This window comes from Paraburkholderia sp. Clong3 (assembly GCF_050436485.1).
In the GTDB taxonomy this organism is placed as follows: Bacteria; Pseudomonadota; Gammaproteobacteria; order Burkholderiales; family Burkholderiaceae; genus Paraburkholderia; species Paraburkholderia tuberum.
Map to the genome: position 1 here is coordinate 1355822 of NZ_JBNDMH010000003.1, position 18283 is coordinate 1374104.

The window sequence follows — 18283 nt, forward strand, 5'->3', positions numbered from 1 at the left end:
TCCAACTCTTGAGAGAATGGAGCCATGAACAAGAAGGTAACCAAGTTTTCCCCGGAAGTCCGGGAGCGCGCAGTGCGGCTGGTGCGCGAGCAGCGTAGCGAACATCCGTCGATGTGGGCGGCGGTCGAATCGATTGCGCCCATGATCGGCTGCACACCGCAGACACTGCACGAGTGGATCAAGCGCGACCAGGTCGACCACGGTGAGCGCGATGGCGTGACCACAGACGAGCGCGAGCGCCTCAAGGCCTTGGAGCGCGAAGTGAAGGAGTTGCGTCGTGCCAACGAGATTCTCAAGGTCGCGAGCGCGTTTTTCGCCCAGGCGGAGCTCGACCGCCGTTTCAAGTCCTGAAGGCCTTCATCGATCAGCATCGCGACACCTTCGGGGTCGAGCCGATCTGCAAGGTCTTGCGGATTGCCCCGTCGGGTTACCGACGCCATGCCGCGCAGCTTCGTGATCCGTCGCGGCGCTCTGTTCGCGCAATCCGCGATGAACGTCTGCGGCCGGAGATCAAGCGTGTGTGGCAGGCCAACATGCAGGTCTACGGCGCGGATAAAGTCTGGAAACAGATGAACCGGGAGCGTATCGCGGTGGCGCGCTGCACGGTCGAACGGTTGATGAAGCAACTGGGTTTGCGAGGCGTGATGCGAGGCAAGCGTGTTCGCACGACTGTTCCTGATGCCATAGCCCCGCGCCCGCTGGATCGGGTCAATCGCCAGTTCAAGGCGGCACGGCCGAACCAGCTCTGGGTTTCGGATTTCACCTACGTTTCGACGTGGCAGGGCTGGCTGTATGTGGCTTTCGTGATCGATGTGTTCGCTCGCCGTATCGTCGGCTGGCGAGTCAGCAGCTCGATGACCACGGACTTCGTTCTGGATGCACTTGAACAGGCGCTTTACGCGCGGCGCCCGGGCGACGACGGAACCTTGATACACCATTCGGACAGAGGGTCCCAATACGTCAGCATTCGCTACAGCGAACGGCTGGCCGAAGCGGGCATCGAACCGTCGGTCGGCAGCCGGGGCGACAGCTATGACAACGCCTTGGCTGAAACGATCAACGGTTTGTACAAGGCTGAACTGATTCATCGCCGCACCTGGAAAACGCGGGAATCCGTTGAACTAGCAACGCTGGAGTGGGTGGCCTGGTTCAATCATCATCGATTGATGGAACCCCTCGGCTATATCCCGCCCGCCGAAGCTGAGGCAAACTACTATCGGCAACTTGAAACAGCTGCCGCAGAACCCGCATCAACTTAAACCAACCAGCCTCCACGATTCCCGGGGCGGTTCAGCGATACGCGGATCTGTTACACGATGTGCGCGCGAACGTGAACGTGAGTGTGGACGGCGACCCCGACTTCCACGACGCCTTCAGAGGCCGTACAGGCTCATTCAAGAAGACGGAACTCGGGATACAACGCCTCGTTGCGGCTCAGGTTCCCGTAACGGTAGTCACCACTGTCGCGCAGGGTAACTGTGATTCGCTCCCGAGAGTCGTCGAATGGGCTGCGAAGATCGGTGTCAAACATATTCGCGTGCAACCGCTCTTGAAGCTGGGTCGGGGCTGCGATATCGCGGACCAGCGTCTCACAACGGTGCAGATGGACCACCTGTTCCTGCAGTTGACGGATCTCGCCAATCGATACCGTAGCAGAGGACTTAAGTGCAGCTTGAACGAAGTGAGCCGTCGATTTCTTCTCGCCCATCCTTGTGGTGCATATGTCTGTAACGGCGAAGGGTGTCACAGGAGGGTTGCGAAAGAAATCAAGAAGCTGGTTATTCGCGAAGATGGGACGGTCCTTCCCGAAGTCCCGAACCTGAATGCTAGGTTCTCGCTAGGAAACATTGAAGACGGTTCGCTTCGATCGCTAGTGATGCGGTACTTCGCGTCTGGCTATGAGAAGTTCGATGCGCTTTGCCGCAGTGTTTACGACGACGTGCTTCCGACCTGGGAGTCCGCTGTAGTTCCGTGGGATCAGCTCGTCGCGGAACGTAGCCACACATGGACGGAGGGGGAAACGCGTAAAAGCAAAGACGACGGATGCTTGTCCTGCGTGCCAGTGAACTTCATGCCAAGACGGGCGACAACCACCAGCCTTCGGGCCCAAGAAAGAGAGTGCGGAAGACTTTGACCGTTCGTTAAAGCGTCAATGTGGCGCACGGCGTTTTATCAGCGCGATTCATAACGAGCGCGATACGAGCATCGCATGCCACGCTGATGGTACAGCAGCAAGGAGATTGTTCCGATGGCTGCCATCAAAATTCTTCGGTCGACGTGCTGTTGTCGCCGATCACCTTTTGCGTCGGACGCCGAATTTCGGCTGATAACCCGGAGCGTGCGGCGATCCATTACGGCCTCGATCTTTCTTGACTGAGACGGCTGGTCAGTCCGCAGTCGGCATGCGGGCCAATAAAGCGTCGGGCCAACACAAAAGATTATTTATTAATGGCCGATTGCCGGGCTCGCAGAAACGACGGGATGCGACTGACAGCCAGGCGCGACCAATATACTCGAGGGGTTTGCCATGTGCCTCGATTGGCCGACGAGCGGGCGTCAGCAATGAGATCGGCCAACGTCTCTTCATCGGCCAGACGTTCCACTTGATCAGCGGTGTGCCAGGAGGAGAGGATCGTGCGCATTTTTACTGAATGTCGAATCTCACTCGGCCTGATTTCTGCAATTTGCTTCGCTTCTGCCAGCGCAGACGCTACGCCAATCTGCCCTCTCGGCTATGGCGCGACAGACGCGGCGAAAAGCCACAAGCTGTTTCTGTATTTCCCGACTGTTGACGACGCGGCATATCCTGCCAACTTCACCGCGAAAGTCCTGCGAGTGCGGATAGAAGTTCTGCCTTTCGGTGAGGCACGTTGTTGACGTATCGTTGCGACATGCTTTCTCATTTAATGGCGCGCTTCAAAGCTTGTGGCACTTAGAAATTCGTGTAACGGCCTTGGCGGCTGGAAGTCGGCTATTTTTGGCTGTTTGAATGGCGAGCTGAGATTAACGTGAAAGCGCCGGAAAGCGGCCATTTGCAGTCCTGGGTCCATGCATTCGGGCGGACATTCGAACGTCGGCTGCGTCCGAGACAACTGACATTCACGCGGCAACCGCGTCCGGCGTGTCGTCGGCTAGAACGGTAGGACGTAGCCCAGGACGAATGACCGTTTTCGATCGAAGCGAAGAGGCACCAAGTGACCGCCAAACGTGGGTGACATCACACCGAATACTAACCAATCGGGAAATATCCATCTATATTTCGAACACCCGGTCGCACCATGCCATTCTGGATTTCCCCACGGTAGACGCTCGCGCTTGCCTACGCACGCGCGCTCGTGTACCGACGCGACCAGTCGACGAGCGAGGTCATCATGGCCATATATCACTGGACTGGAAACGCAGGGACGGGCGCGTTCGCGACAGCAGGCAATTGGGAGACCGTCCCCCCAACGACTGAACCGCCGGGACCCAGTGACGTTGCGATCATCGCTAACGCCGCTACGCCAATTACCGGAACGGGTACCGCGCAGGTCCTGAACTTCGGTGGCACCGACAAGGTTGCCGGACACCTGACTGCGACCTACGGCTGTCCGGTCAATGAAAATTTGACGCTGCTTCGGGGCGCGACCCTGATGACGCCCAAGCTTCACATCGTGGTGGATTTTGGCCCCAACCCGCCGATTACCGGCGCCGCTACGGTGACAGTCGGTGACCAGAGCCGTGTCGTGATCTCGGGATGCAACCCGCCAGACACCTACGCGATTCAGATCGCTGAAACGATCACGATCGATAATATCGTGGTTGAGTCGCGCGGGACTTTGGTGGTGCAAGGAGCGCACGCCGTCGTCAACGCTGGCAATCTGCCGATGTCCGTCGGACAGGACGGGATCGGCGTGCTGACGATCAGGAACGGAGCCGCGGTAAGCGTCGGTAACGGCGATCCGCTCATTTATCCGTGGGCTCTGGTTATCGGGAACCACCCAAGGTCCAATGGCACAGCCGAGGTGTCGCAGGCGTCGCTGCTGGCGCACGGACAGGTCATTGTCGGCCGTAAGTCCGCCGGCAGGTTGGACGTCAACGAAGGTGGTCTCGTCGTCGCAGAGGATATGGCAATCGGCTGGGCGCCGGACGGTGGGCAGGGCTCGGTGACGGTCAAAGGAAACGAGGCACGACTCATCGTCGATAATTTGCTGGAAGTCCAGCATATGGGAGCCGGCTCGCTCACGGTCGCGGAGCATGGCTTCGTTTCAGCAGGCATTGCAATTATCATCAACGGAGTGTTATCGCTGGCCGACGGGCAGATCGAGACAACTGCGTTGGGCGTCTACAAGGGCTGTAATGGTCTAATTCCCTCGGACAGGTCGATAGGAGGACAATCCGGAATCGACGAGGAACAGAGCTAGATGACAAGGAAGCGCCGACAATTCGATGCCAGCTTCAAGCTGGAAGTGGTGAAGATGATACGAGACCAAGGCTTGTCGGTGGGCGAGGTTTGCCGGTCGATGGACCTTGGCGAGACGGGGGTACGGCGCTGGCTGGCGCAGTACGACGCGGAATGCGCGGGCGGTGCTGGCGCGGGCAAGCCGCTGACGGCCGAACAGCAACGCATTCGGCAACTGGAGGCGGAGAACCGGCAACTGCGTGAAGACAACTCCCTGCTAAAAAAAGCCTCGGCCTTCTTTGCACGGGAACTGAAGTGAGTTACCGCGCGGTAGCCCACTTGCAAGAGAAGGCCGTATCGGTCAGTGCCGCGTGCCGGGTATTGGGGGTAAGCCGCTCGGGCTACTATGCGCACCGGCGCGCCAAGCCGAGCCCAAAGCGCCTGCATGAGCAGACCCACATCAGGGCAGCATTTGCTGCCAGCGGCGCGAGCTACGGCAGCCGGCGTGTGATGCATGCCGTACGCGAGCAAGGGCTTCGCACGGGCCGCCATCGGGTGCGCACGCTGATGCGCGAAGCGGACTTGCGCACGACGTGGAAGCGCAAGTTCGTTTCGACGACCGACAGCAAGCATACGTTGCCGGTGGCCGAGAACGTGCTGGACCGTCAGTTTGACGTGGCTGAGCCGAATCGGGCGTGGGTTTCGGATATCACGTATATCCGCACGGCCCAGGGCTGGCTTTATCTGGCGGTCGTGCTGGACCTTTACTCGCGCAAGGTCGTGGGCTGGTCCATGGCACCCAGCATGCCGGCCGGATTGGTCATGTCGGCACTGACCATGGCGTTGCAGCAACGCCGGCCAGTGCCGGGATTGGTCCTGCATTCGGACCGTGGCAGCCAATATGCAAGCGACGCATATCAAGCCTTGCTCAAGCGGCATCACGTGGTTTGCAGCATGAGCCGCAAGGGAAATTGTTGGGACAATTCGGTGATGGAACGCTTCTTCCTGAACCTGAAGATGGAGCGCGTATGGCAGCGCCGGTACGCCAATCACGACGAGGCACGGCAGGACATCACGCAGTACATCGTCGGCTTCTACAACCCCGTGCGCTTGCACTCGACTTTGGGCTATCTGTCGCCCGCCGCCTACGAGGCGAAATCGACAGCAAAAGAACCTATCTGCCTGTCCGAAATTACTTGACCACCACAGGCGCTACACTGACTGGCCACGGGACGGTGATCGCTACCGCGGGTTTCAGCAACGACATGGGTGGGGCGATAACCGCTGAACAGCAACTCAACCTTATCGGTGACATCGACAATGCCGGCACGATCACGGTCGCTGCGGGCGGCGAACTGCGGTGTTTCGGTACACTTGAGGATAGCGGCTCGATCGCTCTGCAGGCAAACAGCGTGGGATCGCTCGAGGCCGTAGCATCCGGTCAGACGATCACGTTCGCCGGCAACCACGCCAAGCTCGTGCTGCGAAACCCCGGTGCTTTCTCAGGCGCAATTAATGGCTTTGGGCTGACCCATTCGATTGAACTGGAGGCCGAGGCGACCGTCCCCAACTTCGCCAGCGGCGTGCTCACCCTTACCGTGCCTCCCGGCAAGGTCGTGGCGCAGTTGCAGATGCAAGGCCCCTTCCCCTATACCACTCTCAACTTTCATGTGGCGCCGGGCCTCTCCTCGGTGATCACGTTTGTCCCGTGACAAACGGTCAAACACCCGGGGCGCCTCGTCGCGGCGCTCGGAACCGGTCATTGCGGAATGACCGCAGCCGGGAAGGATGGACGGCAGCCTTGGTCGACAAGCAGCAGGCGACCCTGCGTGAGCGAATGACCGTTGAACTTTGAGAACGGCCGCTGCCGTCGTGGCGGTCAGAATGACGGCAATGGGTCGAAGAACGAAACCGCTCGCGCGGTAGATCCTATGAGACATCCAGGCCGTCGACAAGCCGACGCTTAAAATCAGCGTGTCGGGCTTGGCTCACTGGAGAGCATCATGCGTACAGATCAGGCATACACGGGTACCGAGGAGCTGGTGTTGGCGGTGTCGCTCGAACTGGCGTGCGCGAAGTGGAAGGTCGCGCTGCACGACGGCCGGCGCGAGAAGCCGGCTGTGCACACAGTCGCGCAGCCGCAAGCTGCAGCGCGTCTGCAGGCGGTGCTGGACCTGATCGAACAGCACAAAGAGAAGTGGTCGCTACCATCAGGTGTGCGCGTTGTCACAAGCTACGAGGCCGGCCAAGACGCGTTCTGGATCTGTCGCGCCCTTCAGACGCGCGGCATCGAGTGCTACGTCGTCGATCCGGCCAGCATTCCGGTCGAACGCCACAAGCGGCGCGCGAAGACCGATCGGCTCGATGCCATCAAGCTGGTGATCAACCTGCGCGCGTGGCTACGCGGCGAGCGCGACCGCATGCACGTGGTTCACGTGCCATCGCCGCAGGACGAAGCGTCGCGGCACCTGATGCGCGATCGCGGGCAACTGCAAAAGGAAGTGCGGCAGCACTGCGACCGCATGCGCAAACTGCTGGCCACGTTCGGCTGCTGGGATGAGGTCGATCACAGGCACTTCGCCGGCCGGCTCGCCCGTGACGAGGTGAAGTGCCACGACGGCGCGCCGTTGCCGCCCGAAATGCGCGAACGGCTGCTGCGCGAGTGCGGCCGACTGGCGCTGGCGCAGCAGCAACTCGCGACGCTGGAAAAGACGCGGCAGACGAGCGTAGCGGCACCCGCGCGCAAGCGAAGCGATGACCTGGCGCGCCTGAAAGGGATTGGCGAAGTGGGCGCGTCGCGTCTCGCGCTCGAACTGTTCTGGAGGGAGTTCAGCAACCGCCGCCAAGTGGGTGCCTGCACAGGGCTGGTGGCCCAGCCCTACGACAGTGGCGAGAGCCAGGTCGACCAGGGAATCAGCAAACAAGGCAACCGACGAGTGCGCGCGTTACTGGTCGAGATGGCGTGGTGCTGGCTGCGCTACCAGCCCGACAGCGCGCTCACGCGCTGGTTCAACGAGCGCACACAGGGCACGGGGCCGAACCGTCGCGCGCGGCGCATCGCGATCGTCGCGGTCGTACGGCGCCTCGCAATTGCGCTGTGGCGCTATCTAAAAGACGGTGTGATTCCCGAAGGCGCACGGCTGAAGTCGGCGTAGGCTCCTAAAGGTTTTGCAGGAAGGAGGTAACGGTCGGTCAGGCAACGACGCAAGCACAAACGGTCTGAGGTGAACATGCCCGTGAGCCCCCTGGGTTGCTGATGCAACCGATTCATGTAGATGGGGTATGTTCGCGGTTGATGATACCGGCGTATCGCGCATGCAGGATGAGGCCGGCCAAGCGCCGGCGGATAGAAGGTGGTCGGACGTCACGTCTGACGCGCGCACAATCGGCTTCAGGCTATGCTGCATGTACGTAAGTTTGATCGTGGCCTCTAGTTTCTAGTCAGTCCGCCAAAGGGCTTGACAAACGGCTGCTCATAGAAGGGGGCTCCGGTCCGAGGCGGGAGGTCAGGGCGAGGCCGGTCACGCGGTTTTATGTTGGCGAATGAGGCAATCCGCCTCGTTCTCCAGCAGGAGCCGAATCATGACCTCCGCCCAACCGACCGTCAGCCCGCTGCGTCAGCGTATGACAGACGACATGCGCATGCGCCAGCTTTCTCCCCAGACCCAAGCGGGCTATCTGCGCATCGTGCGTGAATTCGCTCGGTATCTGAAACGCTCGCCCGACACAGCGACGGTCGAAGACTTGCGAAACTACCAGCTGCATCTGGTTGATCACGGCACGTCGCCCATCTCCCTTAATGCTGCGATTACCGGGCTGAAGTTCTTCTTCGAGATCACACTTCAGAAGCCGGAATTGATGGCTCGGATGCAGCCGGTGCGCGTGCCGCGCATATTGCCGGTCGTGCTCAGCCCGGACGAGGTCCGGCGACTGATCGCGGCAACAGGTAATTTAAAACATCAGACGGCCCTGTCGCTCGCCTACGGCACGGGGTTGCGTGCCAGCGAAGTGGTCGCGCTTAAGGTCGGCGACATCGATAGCCAACGCATGACGCTGCGCGTTGAACAAGGCAAGGGCCGCAAGGACCGCTACGCGATGCTCTCGCCGGTGCTGCTGGAGCGCTTGCGGGTCTGGTGGCGGGTGGCCCGCTCGCAAGGCAAGATGCCGGATGGCGGCTGGTTATTTCCCGGGCTCGATCCTGTCGACCCACTGACTCCCCGGCAACTGAATCGCGCAATTCGCGCCGCTGCCGAAGCCGCACAGATCGACAAGCGCGTATCGATGCATACGCTGCGCCACAGCTTCGCGACGCACCTGCTCGAGCAGAAGGTTGATATCCGCGTGATTCAGGTGCTGCTTGGACATAAGAAGCTTGAAACTACAGCGCTTTACGCCCAGGTCGCCACCGACTTGCTGCATGAAGTCGTTAGTCCGCTGGAGCGCCTGCGCCTCGAATAACGGACGCGCGGTCGGATCCAATGCTGGAGGTCGCGGACATCTTCCGCGCCTGCGGGCCCACGTGGCGAGGCACGGTAGCGCTGAGCCTCGGGCAGCTGAAGGTGATGTCGGCCATCGAACAGTGCCGCAGCGCGGCGCTGGGCGGGCATGTGCTGCGCTGTTCAGGCTGCTCGCGAACCGAGATCGCGTATAACTCATGTCGGAATCGCCATTGCCCGAAGTGTCAGGCAAGTGCCGCGCGTCGCTGGCTCGAAGCGCGCGAGGCTGACCTGCTGCCCATCGAGTACTACCACGTCGTCTTCACGCTTCCCGCACCGATCAGTGCGATCGCCTGGTATAACAAGCGCGTCATCTACGGGCTGCTGTTCGACATCGCGGCCGAGACGCTGCGCACCATCGCCGCGGATCCTAAGCACCTGGGCGCCGACATTGGCGCCACGCTCGTGCTGCACACCTGGGGCTCAGCGCTCACGCACCATCCGCATGTGCATGGCATTGTCCCTGGCGGTGGCCTGTCAGCCAATGGCGAACGCTGGATCGCCTGTCGGCCCGGCTTCTTCCTGCCGGTGCGCGTGCTCTCGCGTCTGTTTCGCAGGCGCTTTCTCGAAGCGCTCGCTGACGCTCATCGGCGCGGACGGCTTCAGTTCTTCGGCGAGTACGCGCAGCTCGCTGACCGAGCGGTCTTCGCACAGTGGCTCGCGCCGCTGCGCGCCTCCGAATGGTTCGTGTATGCCAAGCGTCCGTTCGCGGGCCCTGACGCGGTGCTCGCCTACCTCTCACGCTACACACATCGCGTCGCGATCTCCAACCAGCGCCTGCTCGCCTTCGATGGACGGTGCGTGAGCTTCCGCTGGAAAGACTACCGGGAGAAGGGGCGTACTCGCTATAAAGCCATGACGCTCGAATCCAGCGAGTTCATGCGCCGCTTTATATGAACGCGTCCCGTTTGCAACAGTTTTCGTGTGTTCAGACAGACAGGATGGGCTGCAGCTTTATATCCGGCCTTGTTGCAGCGGTATTGCTGCTGCGGGCCTCTATGAAATACGCTGACTCGCACCTCATTTCCTGCGCGAGCTCGAAGCTCGACGGCGCATTCAGGTTTAGCGAGTCCCGGTCCTACCTGGTTTGTCATCACACTCGATTGCTGCGCAACCTTTCGACGTTCACCCTGTGTTAACCGTTGATCTTCTGCTTCGCGTGAACCATTCAGGCGGGCTTCACGCTCACGTAGGCCTTCTGGTACGGCTGGTCATGGGCCAGCACAGCCCAGATCGTCCGCGCCATCTTGTTCGCCAATGCAACGACCACCACATTCTTTGGTCGCCGCTTCATCATCTGCTCGACCCACTCGCCGGGCTCCTTTGCGTTCTCTATTACGCTACGCGCGCCGTGGATCAGCAGTGTCCGTAAATAGGTGTCGCCTCTCTTGCTGATCCCGTGCAGGTTCACCTTTCCGCCCGAGCCCGTCTGCTTCGGCACGATGCCAACCCATGCGGCAAACTCCCGCCCCGAACTGAATGCTTTCGGATCGCCCATCATTGAGACAGCTGCCGTTGCCGTCAGCAGCCCGACGCCGCAAATTTCGCTAACCGCCTTCACCGCCTTGTCTTCCTTCTTCCACTCGCGCATCCGGCGCTCGATTTCGGCAACCTGTTCGTCCAGCTTCGCCAGTCCATTCCACTGCTCGCGAAACGTATCAATCAGCACGGCGGGCAGGCGCTCCGCGATCCGTTCGAGCACGACCGCTATCTCCTTGTTCAGCTTGTTCCGGCCCTTGCTCATGATCTCTCCATATTCCATCAGCAGTCCACGCAGGTTGTTGATCTGCATCGTGCGAAATTTGATCAGCTGCTGCCTTGATCAGCTGCTGCCTTGATCAGCTGCTGCCGCATACGGTGTAGCGCCAGCATCGCCTGTTGTATCTCGGTCTTCACCGCGATGGCCTTACCGGGTTGCTGCACGGCCATCCAGATTGCACGGGCGTCCGCCGCATCGTTCTTGTTGCGGATGTTGAACGCCTTCACAAACTTCGCCGGCATCAGCTTTACCACGTGACCCATGTTCGTCAGTTGCCGGGCCCAGTGGTGCGATCCGCCGCACGCCTCCATGCCGATCAGGCACGGAGCCCGGTTCGCGAAGTACTCGAGAAACTTTGCACGCTTGATCGGCTTGTTCACGATTTCTCCGGTTTCCTGATCGACGTAGTGGACCTGAAAAACCGACTTTGCAATGTCAATCCCAACTGGCGTAAGCTTCACGACGGATCCTCCTGTTTGCCTGGAAACTTCGTATTTTCCACGTGGGCACATCGATGCCGTTGGCCTGTGAGGATCCACCTTCCTTTGCGCTCACATTCACCGGGTGGGACGCGTTCATTTCATTTCCTGCTCCATGTGTTGCCCGCCGGCTTCCATCGAATCCGCCATTACGGGTTGCTCGCTAACCCGGTGCGCCGCGCAAACCTGACGAAGATTCGTACGTTGCTCGGCGTTGCCCCCAAGCTCTGTCCATCACCGTACGATGCGATCGCCACCGATCGACCGACCTTCATCTGTCGCCATTGTGGCGCGCCTATGCTCGTCATCGATATTCTGACGCGCACCGTACCGATTCGCGCACCACCAAAGGCAGCCCAGCGATGAGCGGCCCGCTTCGATCTGCGTTTCAACCGTCGGCTTTGCGTCAGCGCGACCGACGAGCGGACGGTTGTGCCCTCGGTGTCGTACACGGTCCCACGGCCGTATTCCGAACTCAAAATCGCACATGGGATCGTCTCCATTGCCGCATTCAGCCCGCCCTGGGCGCTTGCATCGCCCGCCGTCGACTTGCAACACGGACCGGCCAGATTGATCAATCGCCATAGCGAAGACCCTGGCCGCCTCGGACCACTCCGCGGTTTCCTTCCTCGAGGTTTATTCAACGCCTGCCCGTAAGCGTTGTCGTTCGCTCATGAGCCCGTGCTCGAGGGCAGGCATCGAATAAACCTAAACGACTACGGAAGCTCGGCACCACGAGAGGACCGCGCGTCACCGACCGACGATGAACTTCCGGGTTCGGCCATGAGAAGTGGTCGCTTGAAAACATAGCTCGACTGTCCGCTTTTCGACGAATGGACTAAACCGCTCGCGCGGTAGGGGGCTGCGGCCCGTCTCTGGCGGCGAATGGGAGGCCAGTGGCGCCGGCGCTTATGTTGGTGGTTGAGGCAATCCGCCTCGTCCTCCAGCAGGAGCCCCATCATGACCTCCTCCGATCCGGGCATCAGCCCGCTGCGCCGCCGTATGCTTGAGGACTTGCGCATGCGCAAGTTCGCACCCAAGACCCAGGCCGCCTACCTACGTGCCGTACGTCAGTTCGCCCGATACCTCGGGCGTTTACCCGATACCGCCACTGTCGAGGACCTCCGGGACTACCAGCTGCATCTGGTCGATCACGGCGCGTCGCCGGTGTCGCTGAACGCCGCGATCAGCGGTCTGAAGTTCTTCTTCGAAGTCACGCTCGGCCGGCCTGAGCTGATGGCGCGGATGCAGCCGGTACGCGTGCCTCGCACGCTCCCGGTTGTGCTCAGCCCCGAGGAGGTGCGCCGGCTCATCGCGGCAGCCGGAAACCTCAAGCATCAGACCGCGCTGTCGGTCGCCTATGGCGCCGGGCTGCGTGCGAGCGAAGTGGTCGCCCTCAGGGTCAGCGACATCGACAGCCAGCGCATGACCCTGCGCATCGAGCAGGGCAAGGGCCGCCGTGACCGCTACGCGATGCTCTCGCCGGTCCTGCTCGAACGTCTGCGCGTCTGGTGGCGCGTTGCCCGTGCCCAGGGCTGCATGCTCGATGGCGGGTGGCTCTTTCCGGGCCTCGATCCGATCGACCCGCTCAGCACGCGGCAACTGACCCGCGCCATCCATGCGGCCGCCGAGACCGCAAACATCGACAAGCGCGTATCCATGCACACGCTGAGGCATTCCTTTGCCACGCACCTGCTGGAACAGAAGGAGGATATCCGCGTGATCCAGGTGCTCCTTGGACACAGGCAGATCGAGACCACCACGCTCTATACCCAGGTTGCCACTGACCTCCTGCGCAAGGTGGTCAGTCCGCTGGACCGCCTGCCCGCCGGCTAGCCCGGCCGCACGCGGAGCACCCCGTGCTGGAGGTCGCGGATATCTTCCGCGCCTGCGGGCCGGCGTGGCGGCGCACGGTAGCGCTGAGCCTGGGGCAGCTGAAGGTCATGTCGGCCATCGAACAGTGCCGCAGTGCGGCACTCGGGGGGCATGTGCTGCGCTGCGCCGGCTGCGACCGCATCGAGGTTGCCTACAACTCCTGCCGCAACCGTCATTGCCCCAAGTGCCAGGGCAGTGCTGCGCATCGCTGGCTCCAGGCACGCCAGGCCGATCTGCTTCCGGTCGGGTACTACCATGTCGTCTTCACGCTGCCCGCGCCCATCAGTGCCATCGCCTGGTACAACAAGGCCGTCATCTACGGGCTGCTGTTCGATATCGCCGCCGAAACGCTACGCACCATTGCCGCTGATCCGAAGCACCTCGGCGCCCAGATCGGCGCGACGCTCGTGCTGCACACCTGGGGCTCGGCACTCACGCATCATCCGCACGTACACGGTATCGTCCCCGGTGGTGGGCTGTCGCCCGATGGTCAGCGGTGGATCGGATGCCGGCCCGGCTTCTTCCTGCCGGTACGTGTGCTATCGCGCCTGTTCCGCAGGCGCTTGCTCGAAGCGCTCACGGACGCGCACCGGCACGGCCACCTGCAGTTCTTCGGCCAGTACGCTGAACTTGCCGACCCAGCTGTCTTTGACGTGTGGCTTGCGCCGCTGCGTGCCTGCGAATGGGTCGTCTACGCAAAGCGTCCCTTTGCAGGACCCGAAGCAGTGCTCGCGTACCTGTCGCGCTATACGCACCGCGTCGCGATCTCCAGCCAGCGCCTGCTTGCATTCGATGAACGCGGCGTGACCTTCCGCTGGAAGGACTACCGTGCGAAGGGGCACACCCGCTACAAGACCATGACCCTCGAAGCCGGCGAGTTCATGCGCCGCTTCCTGCTCCATGTGCTGCCCGGTGGCTTCCATCGTATCCGTCACTACGGACTGCTCGCCAACCCGGTGCGCCGCGCCAGTCTCGCGAAGGTCCGCGAACTGCTGCACGTCGCGACCGACGTCAACACATCAGCTCACGAAACCGTCATCGAAACGCGCCCCGCCTTCATCTGCCGGCACTGCGGCGCGCCGATGATCGTCATCGATATCCTTGCGCGCATTGCACCGATCCGCGCACCACCCACGCGCCGGGGCGAGATATGAGCGCCACTGTTCCAGGACGAACAACCCGACCCTCGGCTTTGCGGCAACGCGGCCCACGAGCAGACCTTTGCGTCTGTCGCTTCGCACAGGCCCTTGCACGTCCGTTCCGCCATCACGATGGCGCCACTGCACCGCTTCGGCACAACCTCAGCCCTCAACCGGCCTCCCGCCTGACCACGCATCCCGCAACACCGCTCGCCATCCCGGGCAATCAATCGCCATAGCCCCGAAGACTCCATTGCATCAGAGCACTCCGCGGTTTCCTCCCTTCAGGTTTATTCAACGCCTGCCCGCACGCGCCGGCGCGCACCCCGAGTCCACGGACATGGGCAGGCATCGAACAAACCTCAAGACATTCTGCGCATCCGCGCCTAGATTTAAGGCGCGATTCGGCCCAGCTGATTTCGCACCGAAGCGCCCCAGTTCGGCGCACCGAGGTCCACCGCGAGCCGAGGCGGCCGGGCCGGCAAGTCCTCCGCAACTTGCCAGAACGGCCCGCCGAGGCCGTAGCTTTCGGCGCGCAGTCGGTACACATCCTCGATCGCGATATAGGTCTCCTTGCTTTGCGGATGCGGCATTACGGCGAAGACGTTCGGGTTCATGTAGATGAGCTTGCCGGACCGGCTGATGCCCGTGATCAGTATCACATGCGCGCCGATGCCGAAGCGCGCCCAGCCGTAATCGCCCTCTGCTAGCACCGGGCCCGAGCGCAGCGCAAGCGACCACTCGTGCAGACCCGCCATCGGCGAGTCCAGTGCGGCGTTGGTCGCGAGGCCGTAATGGTCCGCGTGAAGGTAGATGTTGCTGCCGGCATTGGCGCGAAACTCCTCCATCGCGCGGGCGCTGTGTGCCGTCTGGTTGCGTCCATAAATGTTGCTGTACTTGCAGTGCATCAGCATCTCGATGCACGTCAGCCAGCAACAGCTCTTCACGCCCTGAAACCGCCAGGAAACATGCCTGCCGATCACCATTGCCATATCAATCCTTTGCCTGTGTAAAGCCTGCGTTCTGCGTGGAGTGCGAAAGTTCAGACATCTTGAACGCCCTTAAACGGAACACCCGTTGGCCGGGAATATTCCGTCGATCGGCGCTTCACGGATCACATCGCTCATTCACCGGTTCGCGGAAAGGCTGCTGTAGACTCATTGTCGCCAGGCTTCGATCGGATTCTAAGCCTCGAGGAGATCGTACAAACACGGGATACGTAGGCGGACCGCATGTGTCGCGATCTAACCCACAGCGCCAGACGGAGAGTTGGATCCGACCCACCAGCCGCAGCGCGCACGTCTGTCTACCAATTCGCACTGATCGCCATTAAAAATCCAATATTTTCAACTAGTTGTGTGATCGCTTACCGCGGCGCAACCGTTTGGCACGCACTTTGCCTTGATCCTGATCGAGGCGTGGCGACACCCTCAAAACAGGCTCTGACGTTCCTGACTGACTAATTTCCCCGTGGAGAATCGAAATGAATACGCTGGTAATCAAAGACCTCGCCGTAGCCGTTGAGATGGACCGTATCGCAATGACCGCCGTCAGCGGCGGCAGGTTGCCGCAGCAGATCGTGAACATCATCCAGGCCGTTAACGACTATGCAAATGACTCTCCTACCCAGCACAGTTTTACTGGCAGTGGGACTTCTGTGACGTACTAACAGAAACACAGTGATTTCGTAGCTCAAGGTCCCTCCGAAGTTGGGATTTCGTTATAGCACTGCGGAGGGTGCGCGTCGGATACGCGGTGATGTCGGTCGCGCGGAACATGTCGTAGCCGACCTTCGTGGCGGTCCAGGTTGCGTGAGCACGATCTGCACCCATGGGCATTCGCCAGCGGCAAAGGTCGGGCCTTCCCGGTGGTGTCCAAAATGGAGAGACATGGCAAATGGATAGCGAACCTCAGCCCGCGCCCGAGAGCGCCGGGGCATCAGTCCGGTCATTGACCCCGGCGCCGGGATGGCACCCCTGGCAGGTCAAACTTCAGTGGGCGGTGCTCGTGCTCGCCACGGCACTTTGCCAGGCCTTGTCCGTGCATGAAGGCGTCGAGCTCTTTGTCATCGGTGCCATTTTTCTGGCGTCTGGCATATCCAGCATCGCGGGCTTCGCCTTCTCCGCAGTCTGCGGCGCAATGCTGTTCCATCTCTCTGCCGACCCGGTGCAGATCGTCCAGATCATGATTGTCTGCAGCATCGCGAACCAGACAGCAATGGTCTGGTCACTCAAACGGGATATCCAGTGGCGGGCGCTGGCTGTTTTCCTGGTCGGCGGCGTGGTCGGATTGCCCTTGGGCATCACCGTACTGCTCACGCTGGATCGTCACGTCTACACCCACGTGCTTGGCGTGTTCCTGATTCTCTATGGGTGCTACATGCTCGCGAGGCGGCCGCTGGTCATCCGGCGCCAGGCGAAGGCACTCGATGTGTTAGCGGGATTTCTCGGCGGCATCACGGGTGGCGCGGCTGGCTTTCCCGGAGCGTTTGTGACCATCTGGTGCGGGTTCAAGGGGTGGAACAAGGACCGCCAGCGTGCCATGTATCAGCCGTTTATCCTGATCACGCAGGTCGCCGCGCTCGCTGCAATCAGTCTCTTGCGACACTCCGCCGGCAAGACCGGTTTCGCCCCAGCCATTCTGCTCTGCATACCCGGGTCGCTGCTCGGAACCGCGATCGGCATGACGCTCTATAAACGGCTGTCGGACAATCATTTCGCACGGGTCGTGAACCTGCTGTTGATTGTCTCGGGGATCAGCTATTTTGGATAACTAGACGAATTCTGGCTGACCACCGTGATCGAAGGCAGGCCGATTTAGGGCGCCCGTGCGGTTTGAACGAAGAAACACCTTGACGAAAATACATGATGGACGAACAAACAACGGTCCATGGCGTCATGCAAGGGTCGCGGCTTCAATGATCCACATCCCATGGTTGCATCGTAGGCGACCATTCGGTGAGCGAACTCAAGTTTGTGGGAGTGCCCGCCATACAGGCCGAAAATCCGTCGGCCTGTAAGAGCCTGTGAATGACCGGTTGAACCTTGGAAGTGGCCGTATTGATCGCGCTGAGTCGACGGTCCGTAGTGGGTCGGCTACAGCCCATTGCGTCCGGCGAAACGCTACAAGTCTGGCGCGACTGGAGGTAAGTCTTAATTTTGGCGTGCACGGTTGCACTGACTCTGGCGCCCTACGCCTGCATCGATTTCTCAGCCCGGGAGGTGATGAAATTGTTTGGTATCGCGTGGCCAACCCATAGCGCATCACCACTGTCGTTCACTGAACGTCAGCAAAGTCGACATGCTGTCGATGGATGCGCCCAGCGTATGACAGATCCACTCGTAATGTGTTGAAAAACTCCCTTTCCTGCGCGACCGGACCGGCAGCCGAAAAGTCGGACTCTCAGATCGCCCTATGCGCCGCTCGTGAGCATCGGTGAAGGTTGAGAGGACACGCCCGTGACGATCGTCGCGCTTGGTCGGCGGGCAAGTCTCATCCGCTTCCAGCCGAACGTCGGCACTCAAGAACCAGCAGGTCTTCAAAGATGTGCTATCTTGAATCATTGCCTCTGTCACTGTTTTCGGGGAGAAGGATATGAGCTTCAAAACAGCGATAGAACTAACCAAAAAATATTATGGCAACTATCCAGGTCCCACGGAAGAAACCTACGCACTAGCCGAAAAAGTTGCGGATTTTTTCAAAGAAAACGCGATCTCAGCGGCGGGCGTGATTGCCGTTGCGATCGGCTCGGATAAGTATCATTATCTCGGGCTATCCTCCGCCTTGCAAAAGGCTGTCATGACGCAGATGATTGACGAAGCAGGCGGGTCGGCGTTGAACGGGCACTTTCGACTTGGTAGAGGCCTCGAGGCGTACACTGGCGTGAAATTCGATCTTTCTCGAAAAGTGTCCGCTGATATCGTCGGGAAAGCGAGCTTCAATAAAGGCTGCGCCGAGAAGAAGATTGTCTCGAACATGTATTTGAGAAAGGTCACTCTCAAAGAGATAAGCGTCATTCCCTTTCCGGAAACGATTTTCGCCGAAAGCATACCGGCCCATATTGTGGTCGCGAGTGCGGACGGGGCGTATATTGCGCCATGCGCCACCTGTCTTCAGATTTACCCCGGATAAGAAGTGATCAGTGGCAATTCGAA

At 60.6% G+C, this 18283-nt stretch carries 14 protein-coding genes, 3 pseudogenes and 1 other annotated feature; of the genes and pseudogenes, 14 read left to right on the top strand and 3 right to left on the bottom strand.

Annotated elements, in window-relative coordinates; all coding sequences use genetic code 11:
* The first annotated feature begins 24 nt into the window (after positions 1-24).
* Positions 25-1259 (top strand): IS3 family transposase gene (locus tag OKW30_RS29605; RefSeq protein ID WP_184072271.1). Its coding sequence is split into 2 segments (ribosomal slippage): positions 25-316 and positions 316-1259, totalling 1236 coding nucleotides; the frame shifts between segments, so codons are not numbered across the junction.
* Positions 306-422, top strand: a sequence feature (AL1L pseudoknot). (Overlaps the previous gene by 117 nt.)
* Positions 1260-1390: 131 nt before the next feature.
* Here the strand turns inward: OKW30_RS29605 and OKW30_RS29610 are convergent.
* The gene (locus OKW30_RS29610) at positions 1391-1708 is read right to left on the bottom strand and encodes a hypothetical protein (protein WP_429348360.1); all 318 of its coding nucleotides are present in this window, start codon (positions 1706-1708) and stop codon (positions 1391-1393) included.
* Positions 1709-2634: 926 nt separating this feature from the next.
* On the opposite strand from OKW30_RS29610, the gene OKW30_RS29615 reads away from it, so the two are divergent.
* From OKW30_RS29615 to OKW30_RS29645, 7 genes and pseudogenes are all read left to right on the top strand, one after another.
* Positions 2635-2877, top strand: coding sequence for a hypothetical protein (locus OKW30_RS29615; protein ID WP_429348361.1), 243 nt, complete (start codon positions 2635-2637; stop codon positions 2875-2877).
* Positions 2878-3371: 494 nt separating this feature from the next.
* Positions 3372-4403, top strand: coding sequence for a hypothetical protein (locus OKW30_RS29620; protein ID WP_429348362.1), 1032 nt, complete (start codon positions 3372-3374; stop codon positions 4401-4403).
* Positions 4404-5581 (top strand): IS3 family transposase gene (locus OKW30_RS29625; RefSeq protein WP_429346789.1). Its coding sequence is split into 2 segments (ribosomal slippage): positions 4404-4671 and positions 4671-5581, totalling 1179 coding nucleotides; the frame shifts between segments, so codons are not numbered across the junction.
* Positions 5578-6093: a hypothetical protein gene (locus OKW30_RS29630; protein ID WP_429348363.1), complete on the top strand. Its 516-nt coding sequence runs from the start codon at positions 5578-5580 to the stop codon at positions 6091-6093. Before OKW30_RS29625 ends, OKW30_RS29630 begins: the two co-directional genes overlap by 4 nt.
* Positions 6094-6384: 291 nt before the next feature.
* A complete protein-coding gene (locus tag OKW30_RS29635; protein ID WP_429348364.1) occupies positions 6385-7536 on the top strand; it encodes an IS110 family transposase in 1152 nt (383 codons plus the stop codon).
* 427 nt (positions 7537-7963) lie between these two features.
* Positions 7964-8839 carry a tyrosine-type recombinase/integrase gene (locus OKW30_RS29640; RefSeq protein ID WP_429348365.1) on the top strand — a complete coding sequence of 292 codons (876 nt, stop codon included), beginning with the start codon at positions 7964-7966 and terminating at the stop codon, positions 8837-8839.
* A gap of 20 nt (positions 8840-8859) precedes the next feature.
* Positions 8860-9771 (top strand): annotated as a pseudogene (locus tag OKW30_RS29645) (IS91 family transposase); the annotation flags it as partial.
* A gap of 274 nt (positions 9772-10045) precedes the next feature.
* Here the strand turns inward: OKW30_RS29645 and OKW30_RS29650 are convergent.
* Positions 10046-11097, bottom strand: a pseudogene (locus OKW30_RS29650) (IS110 family transposase).
* A 123-nt stretch (positions 11098-11220) separates the two neighbouring features.
* On the opposite strand from OKW30_RS29650, the pseudogene OKW30_RS29655 reads away from it, so the two are divergent.
* The 3 genes and pseudogenes from OKW30_RS29655 to OKW30_RS29665 form a co-directional block, all read left to right on the top strand.
* Positions 11221-11481 (top strand): annotated as a pseudogene (locus tag OKW30_RS29655) (transposase); the annotation flags it as partial.
* A 594-nt stretch (positions 11482-12075) separates the two neighbouring features.
* Complete coding sequence (locus tag OKW30_RS29660; protein ID WP_184062687.1) at positions 12076-12951, top strand: tyrosine-type recombinase/integrase; 876 nt, start codon at positions 12076-12078, stop codon at positions 12949-12951.
* Positions 12952-12974: 23 nt separating this feature from the next.
* Positions 12975-14144, top strand: coding sequence for an IS91 family transposase (locus OKW30_RS29665; protein WP_429345668.1), 1170 nt, complete (start codon positions 12975-12977; stop codon positions 14142-14144).
* Positions 14145-14521: 377 nt separating this feature from the next.
* Here the strand turns inward: OKW30_RS29665 and OKW30_RS29670 are convergent, their stop codons facing one another.
* Positions 14522-15121 (bottom strand): papain-like cysteine protease family protein, encoded by a 600-nt coding sequence (locus tag OKW30_RS29670; RefSeq protein ID WP_429348366.1) that lies wholly within the window; start codon positions 15119-15121, stop codon positions 14522-14524.
* A gap of 491 nt (positions 15122-15612) precedes the next feature.
* Between OKW30_RS29670 and OKW30_RS29675 the strand changes: the two genes are divergently transcribed.
* From OKW30_RS29675 to OKW30_RS29685, 3 genes are all read left to right on the top strand, one after another.
* Positions 15613-15798: a hypothetical protein gene (locus OKW30_RS29675; RefSeq protein ID WP_429291440.1), complete on the top strand. Its 186-nt coding sequence runs from the start codon at positions 15613-15615 to the stop codon at positions 15796-15798.
* Between the two features lie 227 nt (positions 15799-16025).
* Positions 16026-16901: a sulfite exporter TauE/SafE family protein gene (locus tag OKW30_RS29680; RefSeq protein ID WP_429348367.1), complete on the top strand. Its 876-nt coding sequence runs from the start codon at positions 16026-16028 to the stop codon at positions 16899-16901.
* A gap of 822 nt (positions 16902-17723) precedes the next feature.
* Complete coding sequence (locus OKW30_RS29685; RefSeq protein WP_429348368.1) at positions 17724-18260, top strand: hypothetical protein; 537 nt, start codon at positions 17724-17726, stop codon at positions 18258-18260.
* Positions 18261-18283: the final 23 nt, after the last annotated feature.